Genomic DNA, 19,646 nt, shown 5'->3' on the forward strand with positions numbered 1-19,646 from the left:
ATTAGAGAAATCCGTATGAGGTATTGAGAAAATTAGAACACTCTTTACCATTTGAAGATCATTCTCTTTTATATGTGAGCATATTTTGAGAATTAACGCGTCTTTACGGAAAAGATAGACATCACAAATCATTTATTAGGCTGCTTGCTGAGAAATCTGACTTTTTAATTGTTCCATCTGTTCAATAATATGCTTGATCATTAGCTGGGAGGCTCGTGAAATCTGACGTTTTGGCGCCACACAAAGGGCAATGGTCAAAGGCCGTACACCTTTTTCCGTAATCAGTTTAAAGATCAGTTCATCGCGTTGCAGTTCCGGGAAGACATCCAGATAACTCAAGATGCCAATACCGGTATTGGCCTTGATCATGCTGTTCATCAGGCGGATATCATTAGATTCCGTTTTGCGTGCCGGAATGAATTTGTGATGTTTGTACATGGCCTGTACATAGTCATGAATGATTAGCGGCTCTGCTGCAATAAAATGATTGTCATCCAAGGTATCTGAAAAATAGATTCGTTCAGCCTCAGCTAGGGGATGCTGTTTGGACATGACAAAGCCCAAAGGCAATTCCAGAAAATGCAGTACTTCCAGCTGATGATGGGCTTTGGGATTAAGAATCAGCCCGAAATCCAGTTCGGTATCGATAATTTTTCGGGCAATCACTTCACTGTCTGCCACCCGTATATTGAAATTGATCCAAGGATACTGCGCATACATATGCTGTAGTGACTGCATTACAAAGCCTTCGCTCAAGGCAGAAATTAATCCAAATTCGATACTGCCACGTTTGAGTCCCTGAATTTCATCAAAGCGGATACAGGTCTGCTGAAACTCCTTTTGCCATTTTAGAATATCGGCATATAGCATTTCACCCGCTAAAGTTAACTTCAGTCCGTTTGGCAAACGTTCAAACAGGTCAATACCTAGCTCTTCTTCAGCCAGGGCAATCTGCCGGTGAACTGCAGATACCGAAATAAACAACTGATCCGCAGCCTTGCGTAAACTGCCACTTTTCGCCACTGCAATAAAGTAATCAGAAAAGCGTGAAAACGGGGTATTTATCAATTTACTCAAGCCTGTTTCACCTGTACTTAAAATTCAGTAAAAGCTTTATGCGAGTTTTATGCCAAAGCAGGTAGCTAAGGCCCAAGCCAAGCAAGTATTACAAGGTACTGTTCTAATTTTTAGAATGATTTATACGAAACATTCTAATAGACGAAAAAGTAAAAAAACGAGTAATTTCAATTGTAAATAACTGGAACGCTAGCCAGCACAAGCCACGTTTCAGGGGATTAAAAATATTCAGGATTTTGCAGAAAAAAGGTTTGATATGAACGCTATTCCAATGATCAATGTATTTAGCAAGCCATGCTACAGCCAGTTTGATGATCAGGATTGGGAAATTCTGGCGCATCATTGGTATCCGGTTGCACGTATTCAGGACGTGAACGAAAAGCCACAGCAAGTCACTTTGCTGGATGTCAAACTGGCAATTTATAAAACTGAAAGCGGCGTCATTCATCTGGTACGCGATATCTGTCCGCATCGTGGTGTACCACTGAGCAAGGGCTGGGTTTCTGGGGGAAATATTGTCTGTCCCTATCATGGTCTGCAATACAACGAACAGGGAAAATGTATCAAAATCCCAGCGCAACCCGAGTTGACTAAAATCTCAGACCGTTTCTCGCTCACAAAATTTCCAGTCGTAGAAAAATACGGTCTGATCTGGACCAGCCTGTTTAGCCGGAATGAAAGTGCTGCCAATTTCCCGGTACTAGATACCTGGGATACTGCAGAACATCAATCTATTTTACCGCCATTTGTGGATATTGCCGGTTCGAGTGGTCGTCAGTTAGAAGGCTTTATTGACGTCGCGCATTTTGCCTGGGTGCATCACAATGCTTTTGCCGATCGCGATAATCCGGTGGTGCCGAAATACAATACCGAACGTACGTCTTATGGTCTGCATACTGAATATGTCAGTAATGTCAGCAATTATCCTCATGGCATGCAGCATCTGGCACCTGAAGGCTTTTTATGGAAACGCGTGTTTGATGTCTATCCACCATTTTCCGCCATATTAACTGTACATTTTCCAAATGAAGGCATTCTTAAAATCCTGAATGCCTGCTGTCCAGTGTCACACAACCAAACCAGACTCTTTGTACCATTAACCCGAAATTTTGATACCACTGGCGATTTACAGGCAGTTTATGATTTTAATGCACAGATCTTTGCTGAAGACCAGGAACTGGTAGAAAGTCAAAAACCGGAAGAGCTGCCACTGGATATTTCCATGGAAGCACATTTTGAAGCAGACCGCTCGTCAACAACTTATCGACGTATATTGGCAGAATGGGGATTAAGTAAACGTTATATTGTTTAAAATAAACCAGTATATTCTTATTTAACAAGCAGGGGCCATATTTAAATAAATTATACTTTCTTAAAATGCAAAGAATCTATTTAAATATTCAATCGTTTAAAATTTATTCTAGTATAAATAAATAAGCCGTCCAAATCATCAGCAGATATTAAAGTTTTTAAGACTTTCCAATGACGTGGGACGGCGTGCTACCCAGCTGGGACATCATCCTTTTGGAGCAATACTGGTGGCGCCAGATCATGAAACGGTGCTGCTCACCCAATGTAATATTGATACGGTCAATCATGCAGAATCAACATTAGCCCGTATTGCTGCGACCAATTATCCAGCAGATTATTTATGGCAATGTACGCTTTATACGGCAGTAGAACCTTGCTGTATGTGTGCTGGAACCATCTATTGGGCCAATATAGGCCGTGTAGTTTATGGTATTTCGGAAGGACATTTACTTGAATGTACCGGTAATCATCAGGAAAACCCAACGATGAGTGTCAGCTCACACTATATATTTAGCCATGGACAAAAGGACATTGACTTGATTGGAGCAGTACCTGAGATTGAAGCTGAAACGGTCAGTTTACAACAGCAATTCTGGCAAAGCAGATAAGCCTTTTTAGAAGAAAATCCCATTTTAAGAATGGGATTTTTTATTTTTACATAAATTATTTTAAATATAAATGCACATCTTAATAGTATTTAATTGTATTAAATGCACTTATTTAATTCATTTTATTTAATATTAAAAAAATTATTTATTAATAAATATTAAAATATTAAAAAATTACTTTTATTTTAAAAGAAATAAATTAAACAAATCATTTTTTAATCAAGTTGGAATAGTTATTGCTAATTATAAAAAGAACCGATTTTACTCATCTGAGTAAAGTTATTGATTAGTGTGCATGGGGCACAAGTACAAAAAGAGCGGAAGAGAATGAAAGAAAAAAGACCTTTAAAACCGGATTCAAAACACTGATGGGGATGCTGTGTGCGGGTGGCCTGATGGCGGCATCAATGACTCATGCACAGGATAAAGCAGCATTTGTATATATTGGCCCAACCAGTGACCATGGCTGGACCTATTCACATGATCAGGGCCGGATCAAGACTGAAAAAGCGCTGGCCGGCAAATATAAAACCTCCTATATCGAAAATGTTCCAGAAACTGCCGACGCAGAGCGTGTTATCCGTAACCTGGCGCAGCAGGGGAATAAAGTCGTTTTTGCCACCTCATTTGGCTATATGAATGCCATGGAGAAAGTCTCCAAGCAGTTCCCGAATACGGTATTTATGCACGCCACTGGTTATAAGCAGGGCAAAAACCTGGGCGTATATGACGTTCGTACCTATGAGGGTGCCTATATGCTCGGTGTAGTTGCTGGACAGAAAACCAAAAACAATGTTTTAGGTGTCGTGGCATCATTCCCGATTCCTGAAGTGGTGCGCAACATCAATGCTTATACTCTGGGTGCACAAAGCGTGAATCCAAAAGTGAAAACCAAAGTGATCTGGGTCAATTCATGGTTTAACCCGGGCAAGGAACGGGATGCTGCATTGGCATTGATTGCTCAAGGTGCCGATGTGTTGATGCAAAATACTGATTCTCCGGCAGTCGTTCAGGCAGCTGAACAGAAAGGGGTCTATGCCTTTGGCTGGGACTCGGATATGAGCAAATTCGGTCCTAAAGCCCATCTGGCGGCTTCTGTACTCCATTGGGAAAAAATCTACACCCCAGTGATGACTCAGGTCAGCAATAAAACATGGAAGCCAAGTGCACTGTGGTATGGGGTAAAACAGAAAGCAGTCGATATTGAGAGCTTCGGACCAATGGTAACCGCAGGTGAGAAAAAGAAAGCACTTGCTGTTCGAGATGCGATCCTGAAAGGTACCTTGCACCCATTTACTGGCCCGCTCTATAAACAGGATGGTTCAATGGTCATTGCTAAAGGTAAAACACTGGATGATGCCACCTTGAGCAAAATGAACTACTACGTAAAAGGTGTAGAAGGTTCACTTCCGAAATAAAAAACAAAATAACAGCCATCACATCATTCTAAACACAGGCTCATGATTCATTTGGCCTTTAGCAAAAGGCAGATGAATCAACCAGCCGCATAAATCAGGGCACTTATGATGAATCCAACACATGATCTGTCTACACCTATGCCCAAGATGAATACAGGTTCAGGCAAGGATATTCCGCGACTGGAGCTAGTCAATATCTGTAAAAGCTACAACTCACTCAAGGCAAATGACCAGATTCATTTGACTGTATACCCTGGACAGATCCACGCCATCTTGGGTGAAAATGGTGCTGGGAAAAGCACCCTGATGAAAATTATCTATGGTGCAGTCAAAGCCAATCAGGGACAAATTCTGTGGAATGGTAAAGAAGTCCGAATAGACAGTCCTTCAATGGCAAGAAAACTCGGGATCGGCATGGTCTATCAGCATTTTTCCCTGTTTGAAACCCTGACTGTTGCTGAAAATATTCTATTGGGACTGGATGAAAAAGTAGATTTACCGAACCTGAGCAAGAAAATTATTGCCGTTTCTGAACAGTATGGTTTACCTGTCGATCCGCGAAGGGAAGTTCATTCCTTATCGGTAGGTGAGCGGCAGCGTGTAGAAATTATTCGTTGCCTGTTACAACATCCAGCGCTGATTATCCTGGATGAGCCGACTTCAGTTTTGACACCCCAAGCGGTACGGCAGTTATTTAAAACTCTGCGCATGCTGGCATCTCAGGGAGTTTCTATTTTATATATCAGTCATAAACTGCATGAAATTAAAGAACTCTGTGATGAAGCCACGATTTTGCGTAATGGAAAAGTCACCGGAAACGTCGATCCACGAGAAAAATCGACCAGTGATTTGGCCCGCCTGATGATTGGCCGTGATTTACCCACTTATATACGTGCAGAATATCAGGGCATACCAGAAACCTGTTTTCAGGTTGAAAATCTTGGCTATCAGTCTGATGATCCTTTTGGTGTGTCCTTACAAAATATCAATCTTAGCGTTCAGGCAGGTGAAATTGTCGGTATTGCTGGTATTTCCGGAAATGGACAGGCTGAACTGCTGTCTTTACTGTCCGGCGAAGCGCTGACCAAAACTGGCAGGCTTTATCTGGAACAACAGGAGATTACTGCATTAACTGCTGGCCAGCGGCGTAATGTGGGACTTGGGTTTGTACCGGAAGAACGTTTAGGTCGTGGTGCCGTCCCCAATATGACATTGGCTCAAAATGCGCTATTGACCGCCTATCGTCAGAAATTTACCCGTTGGGGCTTGATTAAATTCTCAGATATCCAGACTTTTGCTGAAAAAATTATCAAAAAATTTGGGGTTAAGGCCAGTGGTGCGAACGCAGAAGCCCGTTCTTTATCGGGTGGGAATTTGCAAAAATTTATTGTCGGCCGTGAAATTCTGCAGAATCCAAAATTCCTGATCGTGGCTCAGCCCACATGGGGCGTAGATGTAGGTGCTTCCATGTTTATCCGCCAGACGCTGATCGATCTGTCACGTCAAGGGGTCGGTATTTTGGTGATTTCCGAAGAACTCGAAGAACTGTTTGAGATGAGCGATCGCATTTGTGTACTCGCCAATGGCGAGCTGTCGAATCCAGTTCCAACCCAACAAACCAATGCAGAAAGTATTGGCTTACTCATGTCTGGCATTCAACGCCATGAAGCGACCTCGACCACGGCAGAGGAGCAACACGCGCATGCTTAAGACTTTATTAAAACAACAAATGATCTGGGGAGGATGAGCACATGCATTTACTCGAACCACGTGAACATCCGTCACAACTGATGAAATGGCTGTCACCAGTCATTGCCCTGGTAGCCATGCTGGTCGTTGGCAGTATTTTATTTTTAATGCTGGGGATTAGTCCTGCACAGGCCATGTATGTGTTTTTTGTTGAACCACTGATGACCTCTTATGGCTGGAGCGAGTTGGCCGTTAAAGCAGGTCCTTTGATTCTGATTGCTCTCGGTTTAGCTGTTGGGTTTCGTGCCAAACTGTTCAATATCGGTGCCGAAGGTCAGCTGATCATGGGTGCCATTTTTGGCGGTGGTATCGCACTGCTGTTCCATGAACAGGCAGGTTGGTGGATTTTACCTCTTATGATTTTTATGGGTGCAATTGGCGGTGCCTTATGGGGCGCAATTCCTGCATTACTGAAAACCCATTTTAATGCCGAAGAAACCCTGACCACCTTGATGATGAACTATGTCGCACTGTTTGTATTGCTCTATCTGGTCAATGGTCCTTGGCGTGATTCAGCGGGTATGAATTTTCCGCAAACTGTCATGTTTAGTGAAAGTGCAACCTTACCAATGATTCTGGAAGGAACACGGGTTAATGCTTCAATCTTTATCATCGCTGTGGCTGTGCTTCTGTTCTGGCTCTTTATGCGTAAAAGTATGACTGCTTTTAAACTGGAAGTCAGCGGACAGGCACCTTTAGCTGCTAAATATGCTGGTTTCTCATCTTCAAAAGCGATCTGGCTGAGTCTGGTGATTTCCGGAATGATGGCGGGGATTGCCGGGATATGTGAAGTAGCAGGCCCAATCGGCCAGCTGAATCCGAGCCTGTCACCGGGTTATGGCTATGCTGCAATTATTGTCGCTTATCTGGGTCGTCTGAATCCGATTGGTATCGTACTTTCCGGATCATTAATGGCATTGATTTATCTCGGTGGGGAAATGGCACAAATGCAATTACAGCTTCCGGTTGCGATTACCGGGATATTCCAAGGCTTGCTGCTGTTTTTCCTGTTGGGGTCGGATGCCTTGATTGAAAACCGTTACCGCTTTGCCAAAAAACGTGTAGTGCCTGCAGCTGAACCTGCTTCGGCAAATGCTTAACAAGATCGGAGGAAGAACAATATGGCTATAGAAATGACCGCAATTCTGGCCGGCACAATCGCCGCAGCAACGCCTCTAATCTTTGCAGGTTTAGGTGAGTTGGTGTCACAACGTACTGGGGTAATTAATTTAGGCGTAGAAGGCATGATGCTGGTCGGTGCTATTGCCGGTTTTGCCTTTGCTGCCCAATATGAAGCCAGTGTATTTAGTGCCTTATTGATCGGTGGGCTGGCAGGTATGCTGATGGCATTGATCTTTGCTTTCTTCACCTTATCACTTAGTACCAATCAGTCGGCCTGTGGTTTGGCTTTAACTATTTTTGGGCTGGGTATTTCTGCATTTTTAGGTCAGAACTATGTCAGCATGGCTTTACCGGGTTTAAGTAGCTGGAATATACCTGTACTGGCAGATATTCCCTTCATTGGCCCAATCCTGTTTCAGCAAAACTATGTGGTCTATCTGTCCATACTGGCATTTTTTGCTGTGTGGTTTGTACTGGCGAAAACCCGTCTGGGCTTGCTGTTAAAAGCAGTAGGAGAGTCACCTGAAAGTGCACATGCCATGGGTTACCACGTACTGGCTATTCGCTACGGCGCCGTCCTGTTTGGCGGCTTGATGGCAGGTATTGGGGGAGCATTCTTATCCACTGTATATACCCCAATGTGGATTGAAAATATGGTCGCAGGTCGGGGCTGGATTGCAATTGCTCTGGTGGTCTTTGCTGTCTGGAAACCATCCCGACTGATGTTGGGTGCTTATCTGTTCGGTGGTGTGACCATTCTGCAGTTTCATGCACAGGCATTGGGGATCAAAGTACCCAATGAGTTTTTAGCAGCTCTGCCTTATCTGGCGACGATTGTAGTACTAGTCGTGATTTCCCGAGACAAGAAACTTTTGAAGATGAATCTGCCAGCGTCATTAGGCAAAACGTTTGTGCCTTAAACCTATCAATTAAAAAGATGATATAGAACAAAATGAAAATATTAGCAGCAGCCTATGTGCTGACCATGAATAGTCAAAATGAATGCATCAAAAATGGGGCGATATTGATTGAGGGAGACCGAATCAAGGCCATAGGAACCAAGACCGAACTTACCCAAAAGTATCCCAATGTCATCGTACGTGATTATCCTGAAGCCCTATTAATGCCAGGCTTAATCAATACGCACTGTCATTCCGGACTATTAAGAGGCACTGCTGAAGGACTGCCAGTATGGGATTGGCTGGAACAGTTTATTGATCCCATGCATCGTGTGCTTCAACCTGAAGATGCCAAGGCTGCCTCGTACTTGTGTTATGCAGAAGCGTTATTATCCGGTACCACGACCATTGTCGATATGTGGCGTTACATGGATGGTAGTGCAGAAGCAGCTCAACGGCTCGGTATCCGTGCAATCTTGGTACCTTATGTCGCCGAGCACCCTGACCATGACTATTTTGAAACCTTAAAAACGAATGAAGCCCTGATTAATCGTTGGCATCAGCAAAGTCATGGCCAAATTCAGGTCTGGGTGGGCTTAGAACATCTGTTTTATGCTGAACCTCATGCACTCAAACGTATTCAAAGCTTATGCCAGGATTATCAGACCGGTTTTCACACCCATAGCAATGAAAGCCAGTTTGATGTCCAGGAAAACTTGCGCCGTCATCGTGTACGTCCAATCCAGACACTGGAACAGCTGGGTCTTTTAGATATGCCACATACCTTACTTGCACATTGTGTGTGGGCAGATTCTAATGAAATTCGAATTTTGAAAGAACACAATGTTGGAGTTGCCCATAATTCAGTTTCAAACATGAAACTGGCCTCAGGTGCTGCGCCCGTACTGGATATGCTCAAACAGGGGATTGCTGTCGGTTTAGGCACAGATGGAGAAAAGGAAAATAACAATCTGGATATGTTTGAGGAAATGAAGACGGCTTCTTTATTGGCCAAGTTTTCTTCTTTGGATGCAGCAGCCCTAGATGCATGGTCTGTTTGCCAGATGGCCACCTGCTTAGGTGCAAAGGCATTGGGCATGCAGGACCAGATTGGTAGCCTGCAAGTGGGGAAACTAGCTGACATTATTGCTGTAGATATTGCGACCCCACGTATGACGCCGTTGGTGGATGAAGGCCGGTTATTTAATTTATATACTAATCTTGTACATGCTGTTCAGGGACAGGATGTCATTATGACCATGGTTGGCGGTAAAATTGTCACTGAAGGTGGGCAATTGCTGAATGCAGATCTACAAAGTTTAATCGATGAAGTCAATCGGGTTACACCTTTACTATTCAAACGGCGTGATGCATGGATGGCACACAAAGGTAAAGCCATCAATGAATTAAATCGAAATTCAGCTAAGGAAACTGAATAAATACGATCTTAGCAATGAGGTATATTGCAGGCTGTATAAATCAGTAACCCAAATTTAAACCTGTATGCCTATCCTGGTTGCATTGTCCTATTTTAGTGATTTCAAAGATTCCACATATCATGACGACGCTAAGCAGAAATATTCGAGGAGCAGATTATGCTGCCATTTATGTGGTCGGAGATCTGCATGGTTGCTATCGCTTTCTGATGCAAGAATTGGAAAAAATCCGGTTCAATTTTGAGCAAGATTTGCTGATATGTACCGGTGATCTGGTGGATCGAGGCAGTGAAAATCTGGAATGTATTTCTTTATTAGATCAGCCATGGTTCTTGAGCGTCCGCGGCAATCACGAGGAAATGTGCATCAAAGGGCGTAATGATGTATGGATTCAGGATATGCATGCACGAAATGGTGGCGAATGGTTCTATCTGTTGTCCACCGAAAAACAGGATGAACTCAGCGCAATCTTCTCTCAGCTTCCATTGGTCATTGAAATTCAACTTGAAGATAAAAAGATTGGCATTTTGCATGCGGATATTGATATCCATGACTGGAATCAGTTTAAGACAAACATTGCCAAAGGTGAACGAAAAATTCCGGGTTTAACTTCAGCTTATACCAATGCGTTATGGGGGAGAGGCCGTATCCGGCATCATTCCAAGTGCTATGGAACCGTTAAAAACATTGATGAGATCTATTTAGGACATACCATTGTGCAAAGACATACCCAGATTGATAACTGTCACTATATTGATGTCGGTTCCTCTTATACGCAGCAGCTGTGTATCGTCAAAATTAAATGAGGATAAGGGCGGTAGTATAAAAGATCTCCTTACGAAAAAATGAAAAGCCATCAATATGATGGCTTGATTAAACGATTTAATAGGTTTTATAAGGTAAAAACTTGCCAGACAATACGACATTTACCCGGTCACCGTTTGGATTTTCCTCACGCTGAATATCCATGCTGAAGTCAATTGCGCTCATAATGCCATCACCAAATTCTTCATGGATCAGCTCTTTAATCGTCGAACCATATACATTTACAACTTCATACCAGCGGTAAATTAAAGGATCAGTAGGAACACTGGTTGGCAAAGAGCCTTTGTAAGGTACAATTTGCAGCCATGCCACTGCCTCATCACTAAGCTCAAAAATCTGACCAACTTTCTCTGCCTGCTGTTTATTAAATGCCATTTGTCCTAGGCAGGCAGCCGTTACCCATTCTTTAGAAAGACCAATTTCCTTGGCGACATCTGCCCATTTAATTGATTTTAAAACTTTCGCTGAAATGATCATGTCAGTTACTTGTTGACGATGGGTAATCATAAAAATCTCCAGATTATTTTTGAAATACATTTATATGAATTTTCATTAATGCAGTTCTCATGCCAACTAGAGGACCAAATTAGTTTTAAATAGAGCGTAAAAAATTGAATGATTTTTAAGTAATTTATGGCACAGCTTTTGCTTCATTTATAACAAGCATGGCAATGGCGCCATAACAAAATTACCTGTTCTGATATTTAAGGCAATGACGCCTAAGGTTTTAAAGACCTTAGGCGTCTTTTTGTTTAAAAACAGGTCCAGATATTAAAAATGAGGACGATGACATGGCATATCTTGCTCCTGCAGAGTTTGCAAAAAAAGTGGTAGATGCGGGTGAATCCAAATTACATATGGCAACCCGTGATGTATTGATTCGTGCCTTTATGGCAGGTGCGATTTTGGCACTGGCAGCGGTATTTGCCATTACCATAGCCGTGCAAACAGGATCACCACTGATTGGTGCGCTCCTGTTTCCAGTTGGTTTTTGTATGTTGTATTTATTGGGCTATGACCTGTTAACTGGGGTGTTTGTACTTACGCCGCTGGCATGGCTAGATAAACGCCCAGGGGTGACATGGGGACGTATTCTAAAAAACTGGGGCTTGGTGTTTGTAGGGAACTTTACAGGCTGTTTAGTCGTTGCGGTGCTCATGGCAGCGGTTTATACCATGGGTTTTGCAGCGGATCCAAACCCTGTCGGCGTGAAAATTGCGCATATTGGTGAGGAGCGGACATTAGGTTATGCCGAATACGGATTCGCCGGCTGGATGACTATTTTTATCCGTGGCATGCTGTGTAACTGGATGGTGTCATTAGGTGTCATTGGCGCGATGATGTCTACTACGGTGAGTGGCAAATTCATTGCCATGTGGATGCCAATTATGCTGTTCTTTGCCATGGGCTTTGAGCATTCTGTAGTGAACATGTTCCTGTTTCCATTTGCCATGATGATGGGCGGTGACTTCTCGATTGCTGACTACTTCCTATGGAATGAATTGCCGGTTGCTTTGGGTAATCTGGTGGGTGGTTTGGCATTAACAGGTCTGGCACTTTATACCACCCATGTCCGTACTGGTGTTAAAAAAGAATTTTAATATTCACCATTTTATAAAGGGATCGTATAGATCCCTTTTGAGCTTTCAGCATGAAAAAAACATTAAAAGTCAGTATTGGGCAATATTCTACTGCCGGAATTAAACAACAGAACCAGGATTTCCATGGAGTATATCTGCCCGAAGGACATGTGCTGAAACAGAAAGGTATTGCCTGTGTTATAGCGGATGGAATCGGTAGCAGTAATGTCAGTCATCTTGCAGCAGAAACCGCCGTTGGCAGTTTTTTATCTGACTATTATTCTACTTCAGATGCCTGGAGTACACAGACTTCAGCAGAACGGGTGATCCGCGCGACCAATTCATGGCTTTATGCACAGACTCAACAAAGTCAAGGACGTTTTGATAAAGACCGAGGTTATGTCTGTACCTTATCTGCACTGATTTTAAAACAGCAACAAGCCCATATTTTTCATGTTGGTGATAGTCGTATTTACCGCATTCGCGATCATGAAATTGAATTACTGACCCATGATCATCGTGTCTGGTTGTCATCCAGAGAGCATTATCTCAGCCGAGCCTTAGGTGCAGATTATCGTATTGAAATTGATTATCGAAATATTGAGCTCAAAGAAAAAGATATTTTTTTACTGATGACCGATGGGGTCTATGAATTTGTCACAGATCAACAATTATTAGATTTAACTTTAATAGATGCAGATTTAAATCAACTTGCCAAAGCATTAGTTGAAAAAGCCTTAGAACAGGGCAGTGATGATAACTTAAGTCTCCAGGTGATCCGTGTAGAACAGCTGCCTGAACTGAATCAGTTTCATATTCAGCAGGATTATGTATTTCCACAACAGCTCAGTAAAGGTGAAGTTTTTGAAGGTTATGTGATTGATAAGATTTTGCACCAAAATCATCGCAGTTGCCTGTATTTGGCACACGATACTCAGCAGCAGCCTTTGGTCATAAAAACTTTGGGAGTAGATTTACAGCAAGATAAGCATGCCGTAGAGCAGTTTCAACTCGAAGATTGGGTATCGAAACGTCTGAAACATGACAACCTGATGCAGTGTTATCCACATAACACAGAGAAACAATATTTATTCCAATGTTATGAATATTTGCAGGGTGAAACCTTGGCCCAATGGCTGCATCGCCAGGAAAAGCCTTTAAATCTCGATGAGATTTTACCAATTTTGCAACAAACGGCCTTGGCTTTAAATGCGATGCATCGGCTGGAGATGCTGCATCAGGATATACGGCCAAAGAACATCATGGTTTTAAATGCAGAAAATGCCATGAAAATTAAACTGATTGATTATGGTTCAACAGCAGTAAGAGGTCTGGTCGAAATTAATCCTAAAAATGCGAATCGACCCCTCGGAACCTTGGCATTTATGGCACCGGAGTATTTTATTGATCATTCGCCATCTGTACATTCAGACCAATTTTCTTTGGCGGTAATGGCCTATTATTTACTCACCAAACAATTACCTTATGGGACAGATTTAGCTCGCTGTAACAGCTTAAAGCAGCTTAAAAAAGTTCAATATCATTCCATCAGGAAATATCGGCCTGATTTACCTATATGGTTAGATAAAATTTTAGGCCAAGCGCTGAGTATTGAACCGACACATCGTTTTGAGGCCTTGTCTGAACTCATTCATAATCTAACGCATCCTTCCAAAGAATTATTAAACTCTAAACCACCAGCAATCATTGAACGTGATCCTTTACGTTTTTGGCAAATGAGTTGCGCCGTATTAGGGCTATTATTTTTACTGAGTATTGCATGGCCATTTATTTGAAAAGACAGGATCAAACCATGCTTAAAATTGAAGGTACATAGATAAGTTTTTATTCAAACTAGACCATGAGATTGAATGTCAAAAGCGCAGCAATCAATCAACAACCAGATAAAACAAGAACCCTATAGTTGTCATTTGAATAGACTTCTAAGATAAGCAGATAACAACAAAAAAAGCAGGGAACCAAAATGTCTGCTCAAATTTTATCGTCTATCCTGAGTACTGCCATAATATTGGCATTCGCTGGATGTACATCGTCATCCAAGTCTCCGATTACAGACAGTTATGGTTCTCAACCTGAGCTGCCTGAACCCAAATCCAGTTTGTTCCCTGTCGTTAATATCGCACCAGCCAAAGGTTGGCCGGTAAATACCATGCCTACACCGGCTGCGGGATTAAAAGTGCAGGCATTTGCCAAAGGTCTTCAGCATCCACGTTGGCTCTATGTTCTGCCGAATGGAGATGTATTGGTGGCGGAAACCGATGCGCCGCCCAAGCCTGAAGATAGTCAGGGGATTAAGGGTAAAATCATGAAAGTGGTCATGAAAAGGGCGGGATCTTCTCATCCAAGTCCTAACCGTATTAGTCTACTTCGTGATAATAACCATGACGGCGTTGCTGATCAGAAAACAGTATTTTTGCAGAATTTAAACTCACCATTTGGCATGACCCTAGTTGGAAATACACTATATGTAGCGAATACAGATGCTTTAGTAGGTTTTCCTTATCAGCCAGGTATCACTCAAATCGAAGAAAGTGGTCGCAAAGTATTGGCTTTACCGGCAGGTCCCTTAAACCATCATTGGACCAAAAACGTGATTGCCAATCCTGAAGGAACCAAACTCTACATTACAGTTGGCTCCAACAGTAATGTAGCTGAAAATGGCCTAGACCAAGAAAAAGGACGAGCTCTGATCATGGAATTTGATATGGCCAGTTCTAAGGCACGTCCATTTGCAACTGGCTTACGTAATCCTAATGGTATGGATTGGCAGCCTCAAAGTGGAGCATTATGGACGGTAGTCAATGAGCGGGATGAAATCGGGAATGATTTGGTACCTGACTATATGACCTCAGTGAAAGACGGCGCTTTTTATGGCTGGCCTTATAGTTATTATGGTCAGCATGTAGATAAACGGGTAAAGCCGCAAAATCCCGGACTGGTAGCACGGGCGATTAAACCGGATTATGCATTGGGCAACCACACGGCATCATTAGGTTTGAGTTTTTATAAAGCTGAGTTAATGCCTCAATATCGCGGTGGTGCACTAATTGGTCAGCATGGTTCTTGGAACAGAAAACCACATAGTGGCTATAAAGTAATTTTTGTACCATTTAGTAATGGTCAGCCTTCCGGTACCCCACAAGATGTCCTGACAGGCTTTTTAAGCAAAAATGGAGAGGCATTAGGAAGGCCAGTGGGTGTAACAGTAGACTTATCAGGCGCAATATTGGTTGCTGATGATGTAGGAGATACGATTTGGCGTGTGTCACCAGATGAACAGGTCCGTTAATCAGCAAGAAAAGGGATAGGGATGTTTATATTCAAAAACTTAGATACCAGTATGCTATAGTTTTACTTGAGACAATATTACAAAAAAAATAAAAGCCTTATAGTCTCTCCCAAAACTATAAGGCTTAGCGGCTGTAGTCTCTTTTTTTTATCACTTACTATCCCGGTAAGTTCGCTGTCTTGGCGACTTTATTATCGTTATAATGCGATTATTATCAGCTTTCCTTGCTGACTCTTTATGTGAAATATAATGTCAAAAATTTTGACGATAGAAAATAGGGTAATTACTCTAATTTGTGTAAGCAATTTCCTACAAAAAATAACACTTTTACACAAAATAAAACCTTATATGAAGATCCTTGTATATATATTCATTTCCAATGCACCTAAATCAAAGTATCTTAATGATTTTTATTAAAAAATAATTAATACGTTATATACCCTTTAGGTATCATTGCTTGACCAAATGACTATAATTAACCTCTCCTAAGAAGCTAATTTAACAAATTAATAGCAATCTATATTCTCCATCATTTTCAACAGGAGCTCTATGCACACAGGGTAAAACTTGCTGTGCTGGATGATCAACAGCGAGTCGCCAGAGATTTCCCGTGCCTAAATTGACAGGCTTTACATCAGCTTTAGCCCGATAATGCAGATCGAAGAAATATTCTTCCAGAAACGTCTCAAACTCAGTTTCTGGTCCGTCATGTAACTGCTTGAGTTGTTCCCTGATTTCAGGAATCAAGATTTTTTGCTCAACCTGGTTATTGGGCAAAATCTCGCTTGCAGCACCGTGATAGATGCATAAAAATGTATCCGTTTCGATAGGGGAGCGATCCACATGGTAGGAATAGACATCGGTCGAAATAAAATCAAACTCATCATCCCGTTCGTAGGATTTCAGCAAATTCAGGCAAGGGGAAGCGCCGTAGTCAGTCAGTAGCTGCATATCTTTTAATATGATTTCTCTAGCCACATGACCCTGTTCAGAAAGCTGAAGCGCCAAAAGATCTTCAACAGAAACTTCAGTCATATTTCCTTTTAAATCTAGTTTAGCGACGATTTCTTTAAAATCACCAGACAAATTTCTAAACCAGCAGATGGCATTCGCCTCGCCCAGAAAATCCGAATATACGAGTTCAGAAAAAGTTGAAACCACTCGAACTTGAGGATTGCTAGAAAAGGTATTGGTCATTTCAGAATGAAGTCGCTATTTATAAATCGTGCTCAATAATACACTTTGATGTTTAGAAATGAATAATGATCGGCAACATAAACTAGAATCTTAATTTCCTTATTGGAGTATAGATCATTATTTATACACTCCACTCATTAAGATGAATTTAACTCATCTTTTACTGAATTTATATCGTTTTACTCATGTTTGGATTCACGCTTAAATACAGCCATACAGAAATTTACTTTTTTTATAAAAATTTAGGTGGCATATCTCCATGAGTACAGCATTCCAATGTTCAATTAAACGTATTCGTTTTGATGAGAACTATGAACCAGCAAACAATACACGTTTAACCACCAACTTTGCCAATCTGGCGCGTGGTGAAAGCCGTCAGGAGAATCTTCGTCGTACACTCGCGATGATTAACAACCGCTTTAACAGCTTGGCGACTGCCGATAATCCTAGAGGTGATCGTTATTCACTGGAGATCGATATCATCTCTGCTGAAATTGATATTGAGGGCAATGGTCAAACCTTTCCATTTATTGAAACCTTGAAAAGTACTGTTATCGACCATCATACCAATGAACGCATTGAAGGCATGATCGGGAATAGCTTCTCATCTTATGTACGTGATTATGACTTCAGTCTGGTATTGCCATCACTCGGTTGCAAGGCCAATGAAAAACCTAAAGACTTTGGTGACCTGCACGGCAAGCTGTACCAGCATCTTGTGAATTCAGAAGTCTTTAAAGCTGAATTTAATAAACAGCCTGTGATTTGTCTGAGTGTTTCAACCACGAAAACCTACTACCGCAGTGCCAATGTGCATCCTGTTCTAGGCGTGGAATACACCAATGATGACTACTCACGTACTGATGAATATTTCAAAAAAATGGGCTTAAGTGTTCGCTACTTTAAACCTGAAAATGGCAATGCGCCCTTGGCATTCTATTTTGCGGGCGACTTGCTGCATGATTACACCGATTTTGAATTGATCAGTGCGATTAGCACCATGGAAAGCTTCCAGAAAATCTATCGTCCTGAAATTTACAACACCAATTCACCTGCAGGTGTGGTGTATCAGCCTAGCTTGAGCTATGGCGACTATTCATTGACTCGCATTGTCTATGACCGTGTTGAACGTGGGGAACTAGCAGTCAAACAAGGTAAATGGACAGAGGAAAACTTCATTAAGCCGTATAAAGACATTCTGGATGAATGGGCTGCCAATTTTAAAGTAGCAACGGCTCAGCAAGACAACGTTGCCTGATAGATCACATATATAAACGAATTTAGAGAAAGAAGATTAGACATGGCACTTTTACAACCTGAAAAGTTACTCCCGACCTCTACAGCAGGCAGCTTGCCAAAACCGTCATGGCTGGCAGAACCTGAAAAGCTTTGGTCAGCCTGGAAACTCGAAGGTGCAGAATTACTAGAAGCGAAACGTGATGCACTGAAACTGTCTTTGCATGAACAAGTCCATGCCGGCATTGATATTGTCAGTGATGGTGAACAGACCCGTCAGCACTTTGTGACCACGTTTATTGAGCATCTTGAAGGGGTGGATTTTGAGAAACGTGAAACCATGCGTATCCGTAACCGTTATGATGCCAGCGTACCTTCAGTAGTCGGTGAAGTTTCCCGTAAAAAAGCAGTGTTTGTGGATGATGCGAAATTCCTGCGTAGCCAAACCACGCAGCCAATCAAATGGGCGCTGCCAGGTCCAATGACCATGATTGATACGCTGTACGATGGTCACTACAAGAGCCGTGAAAAACTAGCATGGGAATTTGCCAAAATTCTGAACCAGGAAGCACTTGAATTAGAGGCAGCAGGGGTCGATATCATTCAGTTTGATGAGCCAGCATTCAATGTGTTTTTTGATGAAGTGAATGACTGGGGCGTCGCGACTTTAGAGCGTGCGCTTGAAGGTCTGCAATGTGAAACTGCGGTACACATTTGTTATGGTTATGGCATTAAAGCCAATACCGATTGGAAAAAGACCCTCGGTAATGAATGGCGTCAGTACGAAGCAGCCTTCCCTAAACTGCAACAATCTAAAATTGATATCGTGTCACTCGAGTGTCAAAACTCGCGTGTACCGATGGATCTGATTGAGCTGATTCGGGGTAAAAAAGTCATGGTCGGTGCGATTGATGTTGCAACCAATCAAATCGAAACGCCTGAAGAAGTAGCTAATACACTGCGTAAAGCCTTGCAATTTGTGGATGCAGACAAATTGTATCCATCAACCAACTGCGGGATGACACCGTTGTCTCGTCAAGTGGCTCGGGGCAAACTCGAAGCACTAAGTGCAGGGGCAGCGATTGTTCGTCAAGAGCTGGGCGCTTAGCACGAAATGGTCTTCACCAGAGGAGGGTAAATGATCCATAAATTATTTGCCTGACTTTGAGTAAAGGCAGGTTACATATACATTTGAGACAAAAGAGATGATTGAAGCAACTGACTTTAGAAATGCAATGTCCTTATTAACCACGGCTGTAAATGTGATTACGACCGAAGGTATAGCAGGAACACATGGCTTTACCGCATCTGCCGTTTGTAGTGTGACGGATACACCGCCGACATTACTGGTTTGTATGAATCAATCTTCTCGCTCGCATGCACATTTTATGAGAAATAACGTGCTTGCAGTCAACGTACTCAGTACGCAGCATGAATACATCTCCAATACATTTGCATCTAGTAAGTTCAGCTCAGAAGAGCGATTTAAGATAGGCGAGTGGACAACTCTTAAGACAGGTGCTCCAATTTTAGAAGATGCTTTGGTGAGCTTTGATTGCCAGATTGAAGACATTCAAAATGTCGGCACACACAGTATTTTTTTATGTCGAGTCATCGCGATTAGACGCAGTCAGCAAGAGGAAAGCCTAGTGTACTTCAACCGCGCATATCATCAGGTTGGTCAACTAGAAACTGCGTAAATGTTCATTACTTTAATATTGAATTCTTTTAAAGTGTGTAGTCGAGACCAAAATCCTCAGCCTGGTTTATAAAAATTAGGCTAATCAAAGTTTAGTAATTTGATTTTTAGCTTTAATTTCTTCGGAAAATTTCAAAATTAACTTTGATGAACATAAATATTGGAATTACATATTTAAC

At 42.1% G+C, this 19,646-nt stretch carries 17 protein-coding genes; 14 read left to right on the top strand and 3 right to left on the bottom strand.

From position 1 onward, the window contains the following. Positions 1-135 precede the first annotated feature (135 nt). A complete protein-coding gene (locus tag HADU_RS03310) occupies positions 136-1,065 on the bottom strand; it encodes a LysR family transcriptional regulator (protein WP_034434237.1) in 930 nt (309 codons plus the stop codon). A 268-nt stretch (positions 1,066-1,333) separates the two neighbouring features. Here HADU_RS03310 and HADU_RS03315 point away from each other — a divergent pair, with 268 nt between their 5' ends. The 8 genes from HADU_RS03315 to HADU_RS03350 all read left to right on the top strand — a co-directional run bounded on the left by HADU_RS03315 (position 1,334) and on the right by HADU_RS03350 (position 10,426). After that, positions 1,334-2,389 (top strand): aromatic ring-hydroxylating oxygenase subunit alpha, encoded by a 1,056-nt coding sequence (locus HADU_RS03315; RefSeq protein WP_008303550.1) that lies wholly within the window; start codon positions 1,334-1,336, stop codon positions 2,387-2,389. A gap of 145 nt (positions 2,390-2,534) precedes the next feature. Further along, on the top strand, positions 2,535-2,996 hold the full coding sequence (locus HADU_RS03320) for a nucleoside deaminase (protein ID WP_264653509.1): 462 nt from the start codon (positions 2,535-2,537) through the stop codon (positions 2,994-2,996). 368 nt (positions 2,997-3,364) lie between these two features. Next, on the top strand, positions 3,365-4,414 hold the full coding sequence (locus HADU_RS03325) for a BMP family ABC transporter substrate-binding protein (RefSeq protein WP_008303553.1): 1,050 nt from the start codon (positions 3,365-3,367) through the stop codon (positions 4,412-4,414). A 105-nt stretch (positions 4,415-4,519) separates the two neighbouring features. After that, positions 4,520-6,124 (top strand): ABC transporter ATP-binding protein, encoded by a 1,605-nt coding sequence (locus tag HADU_RS03330; RefSeq protein WP_008303555.1) that lies wholly within the window; start codon positions 4,520-4,522, stop codon positions 6,122-6,124. 41 nt (positions 6,125-6,165) lie between these two features. Then, on the top strand, positions 6,166-7,263 hold the full coding sequence (locus tag HADU_RS03335; protein WP_008303557.1) for an ABC transporter permease: 1,098 nt from the start codon (positions 6,166-6,168) through the stop codon (positions 7,261-7,263). A gap of 21 nt (positions 7,264-7,284) precedes the next feature. After that, positions 7,285-8,205 (top strand): ABC transporter permease, encoded by a 921-nt coding sequence (locus HADU_RS03340; RefSeq protein WP_004809345.1) that lies wholly within the window; start codon positions 7,285-7,287, stop codon positions 8,203-8,205. 32 nt (positions 8,206-8,237) lie between these two features. Continuing rightward, positions 8,238-9,623 (top strand): amidohydrolase family protein, encoded by a 1,386-nt coding sequence (locus HADU_RS03345; protein ID WP_008303561.1) that lies wholly within the window; start codon positions 8,238-8,240, stop codon positions 9,621-9,623. A 119-nt stretch (positions 9,624-9,742) separates the two neighbouring features. After that, the gene (locus HADU_RS03350) at positions 9,743-10,426 is read left to right on the top strand and encodes a metallophosphoesterase (RefSeq protein WP_008303562.1); all 684 of its coding nucleotides are present in this window, start codon (positions 9,743-9,745) and stop codon (positions 10,424-10,426) included. Between the two features lie 76 nt (positions 10,427-10,502). Here HADU_RS03350 and cynS read toward each other — a convergent pair whose 3' ends face one another. Beyond that, positions 10,503-10,952: a cyanase gene (gene cynS / locus HADU_RS03355; protein ID WP_034592169.1), complete on the bottom strand. Its 450-nt coding sequence runs from the start codon at positions 10,950-10,952 to the stop codon at positions 10,503-10,505. 284 nt (positions 10,953-11,236) lie between these two features. Between cynS and HADU_RS03360 the strand changes: the two genes are divergently transcribed. The 3 genes from HADU_RS03360 to HADU_RS03370 all read left to right on the top strand — a co-directional run bounded on the left by HADU_RS03360 (position 11,237) and on the right by HADU_RS03370 (position 15,335). Beyond that, entirely contained in the window at positions 11,237-12,046 is an 810-nt protein-coding gene (locus tag HADU_RS03360; protein WP_008303564.1) for a formate/nitrite transporter family protein, read from the top strand. 50 nt (positions 12,047-12,096) lie between these two features. Continuing rightward, the gene (locus HADU_RS03365; protein ID WP_008303565.1) at positions 12,097-13,821 is read left to right on the top strand and encodes a bifunctional protein-serine/threonine kinase/phosphatase; all 1,725 of its coding nucleotides are present in this window, start codon (positions 12,097-12,099) and stop codon (positions 13,819-13,821) included. A 188-nt stretch (positions 13,822-14,009) separates the two neighbouring features. Then, the gene (locus HADU_RS03370) at positions 14,010-15,335 is read left to right on the top strand and encodes a PQQ-dependent sugar dehydrogenase (protein ID WP_008303566.1); all 1,326 of its coding nucleotides are present in this window, start codon (positions 14,010-14,012) and stop codon (positions 15,333-15,335) included. 498 nt (positions 15,336-15,833) lie between these two features. Here HADU_RS03370 and HADU_RS03375 read toward each other — a convergent pair whose 3' ends face one another. Next, the gene (locus HADU_RS03375; protein WP_008303567.1) at positions 15,834-16,532 is read right to left on the bottom strand and encodes a hypothetical protein; all 699 of its coding nucleotides are present in this window, start codon (positions 16,530-16,532) and stop codon (positions 15,834-15,836) included. 259 nt (positions 16,533-16,791) lie between these two features. On the opposite strand from HADU_RS03375, the gene HADU_RS03380 reads away from it, so the two are divergent. The 3 genes from HADU_RS03380 to HADU_RS03390 all read left to right on the top strand — a co-directional run bounded on the left by HADU_RS03380 (position 16,792) and on the right by HADU_RS03390 (position 19,468). Continuing rightward, positions 16,792-17,790: a putative oxygenase MesX gene (locus HADU_RS03380; RefSeq protein WP_008303568.1), complete on the top strand. Its 999-nt coding sequence runs from the start codon at positions 16,792-16,794 to the stop codon at positions 17,788-17,790. Between the two features lie 42 nt (positions 17,791-17,832). After that, entirely contained in the window at positions 17,833-18,876 is a 1,044-nt protein-coding gene (locus tag HADU_RS03385; RefSeq protein ID WP_008303569.1) for a methionine synthase, read from the top strand. Positions 18,877-18,973: 97 nt separating this feature from the next. Further along, positions 18,974-19,468, top strand: coding sequence for a flavin reductase (locus HADU_RS03390; protein WP_008303570.1), 495 nt, complete (start codon positions 18,974-18,976; stop codon positions 19,466-19,468). Positions 19,469-19,646 lie beyond the last annotated feature (178 nt).

This window comes from Acinetobacter sp. HA, from assembly GCF_000264725.1.
GTDB classification, from domain to species: domain Bacteria; phylum Pseudomonadota; class Gammaproteobacteria; order Pseudomonadales; family Moraxellaceae; genus Acinetobacter; species Acinetobacter schindleri.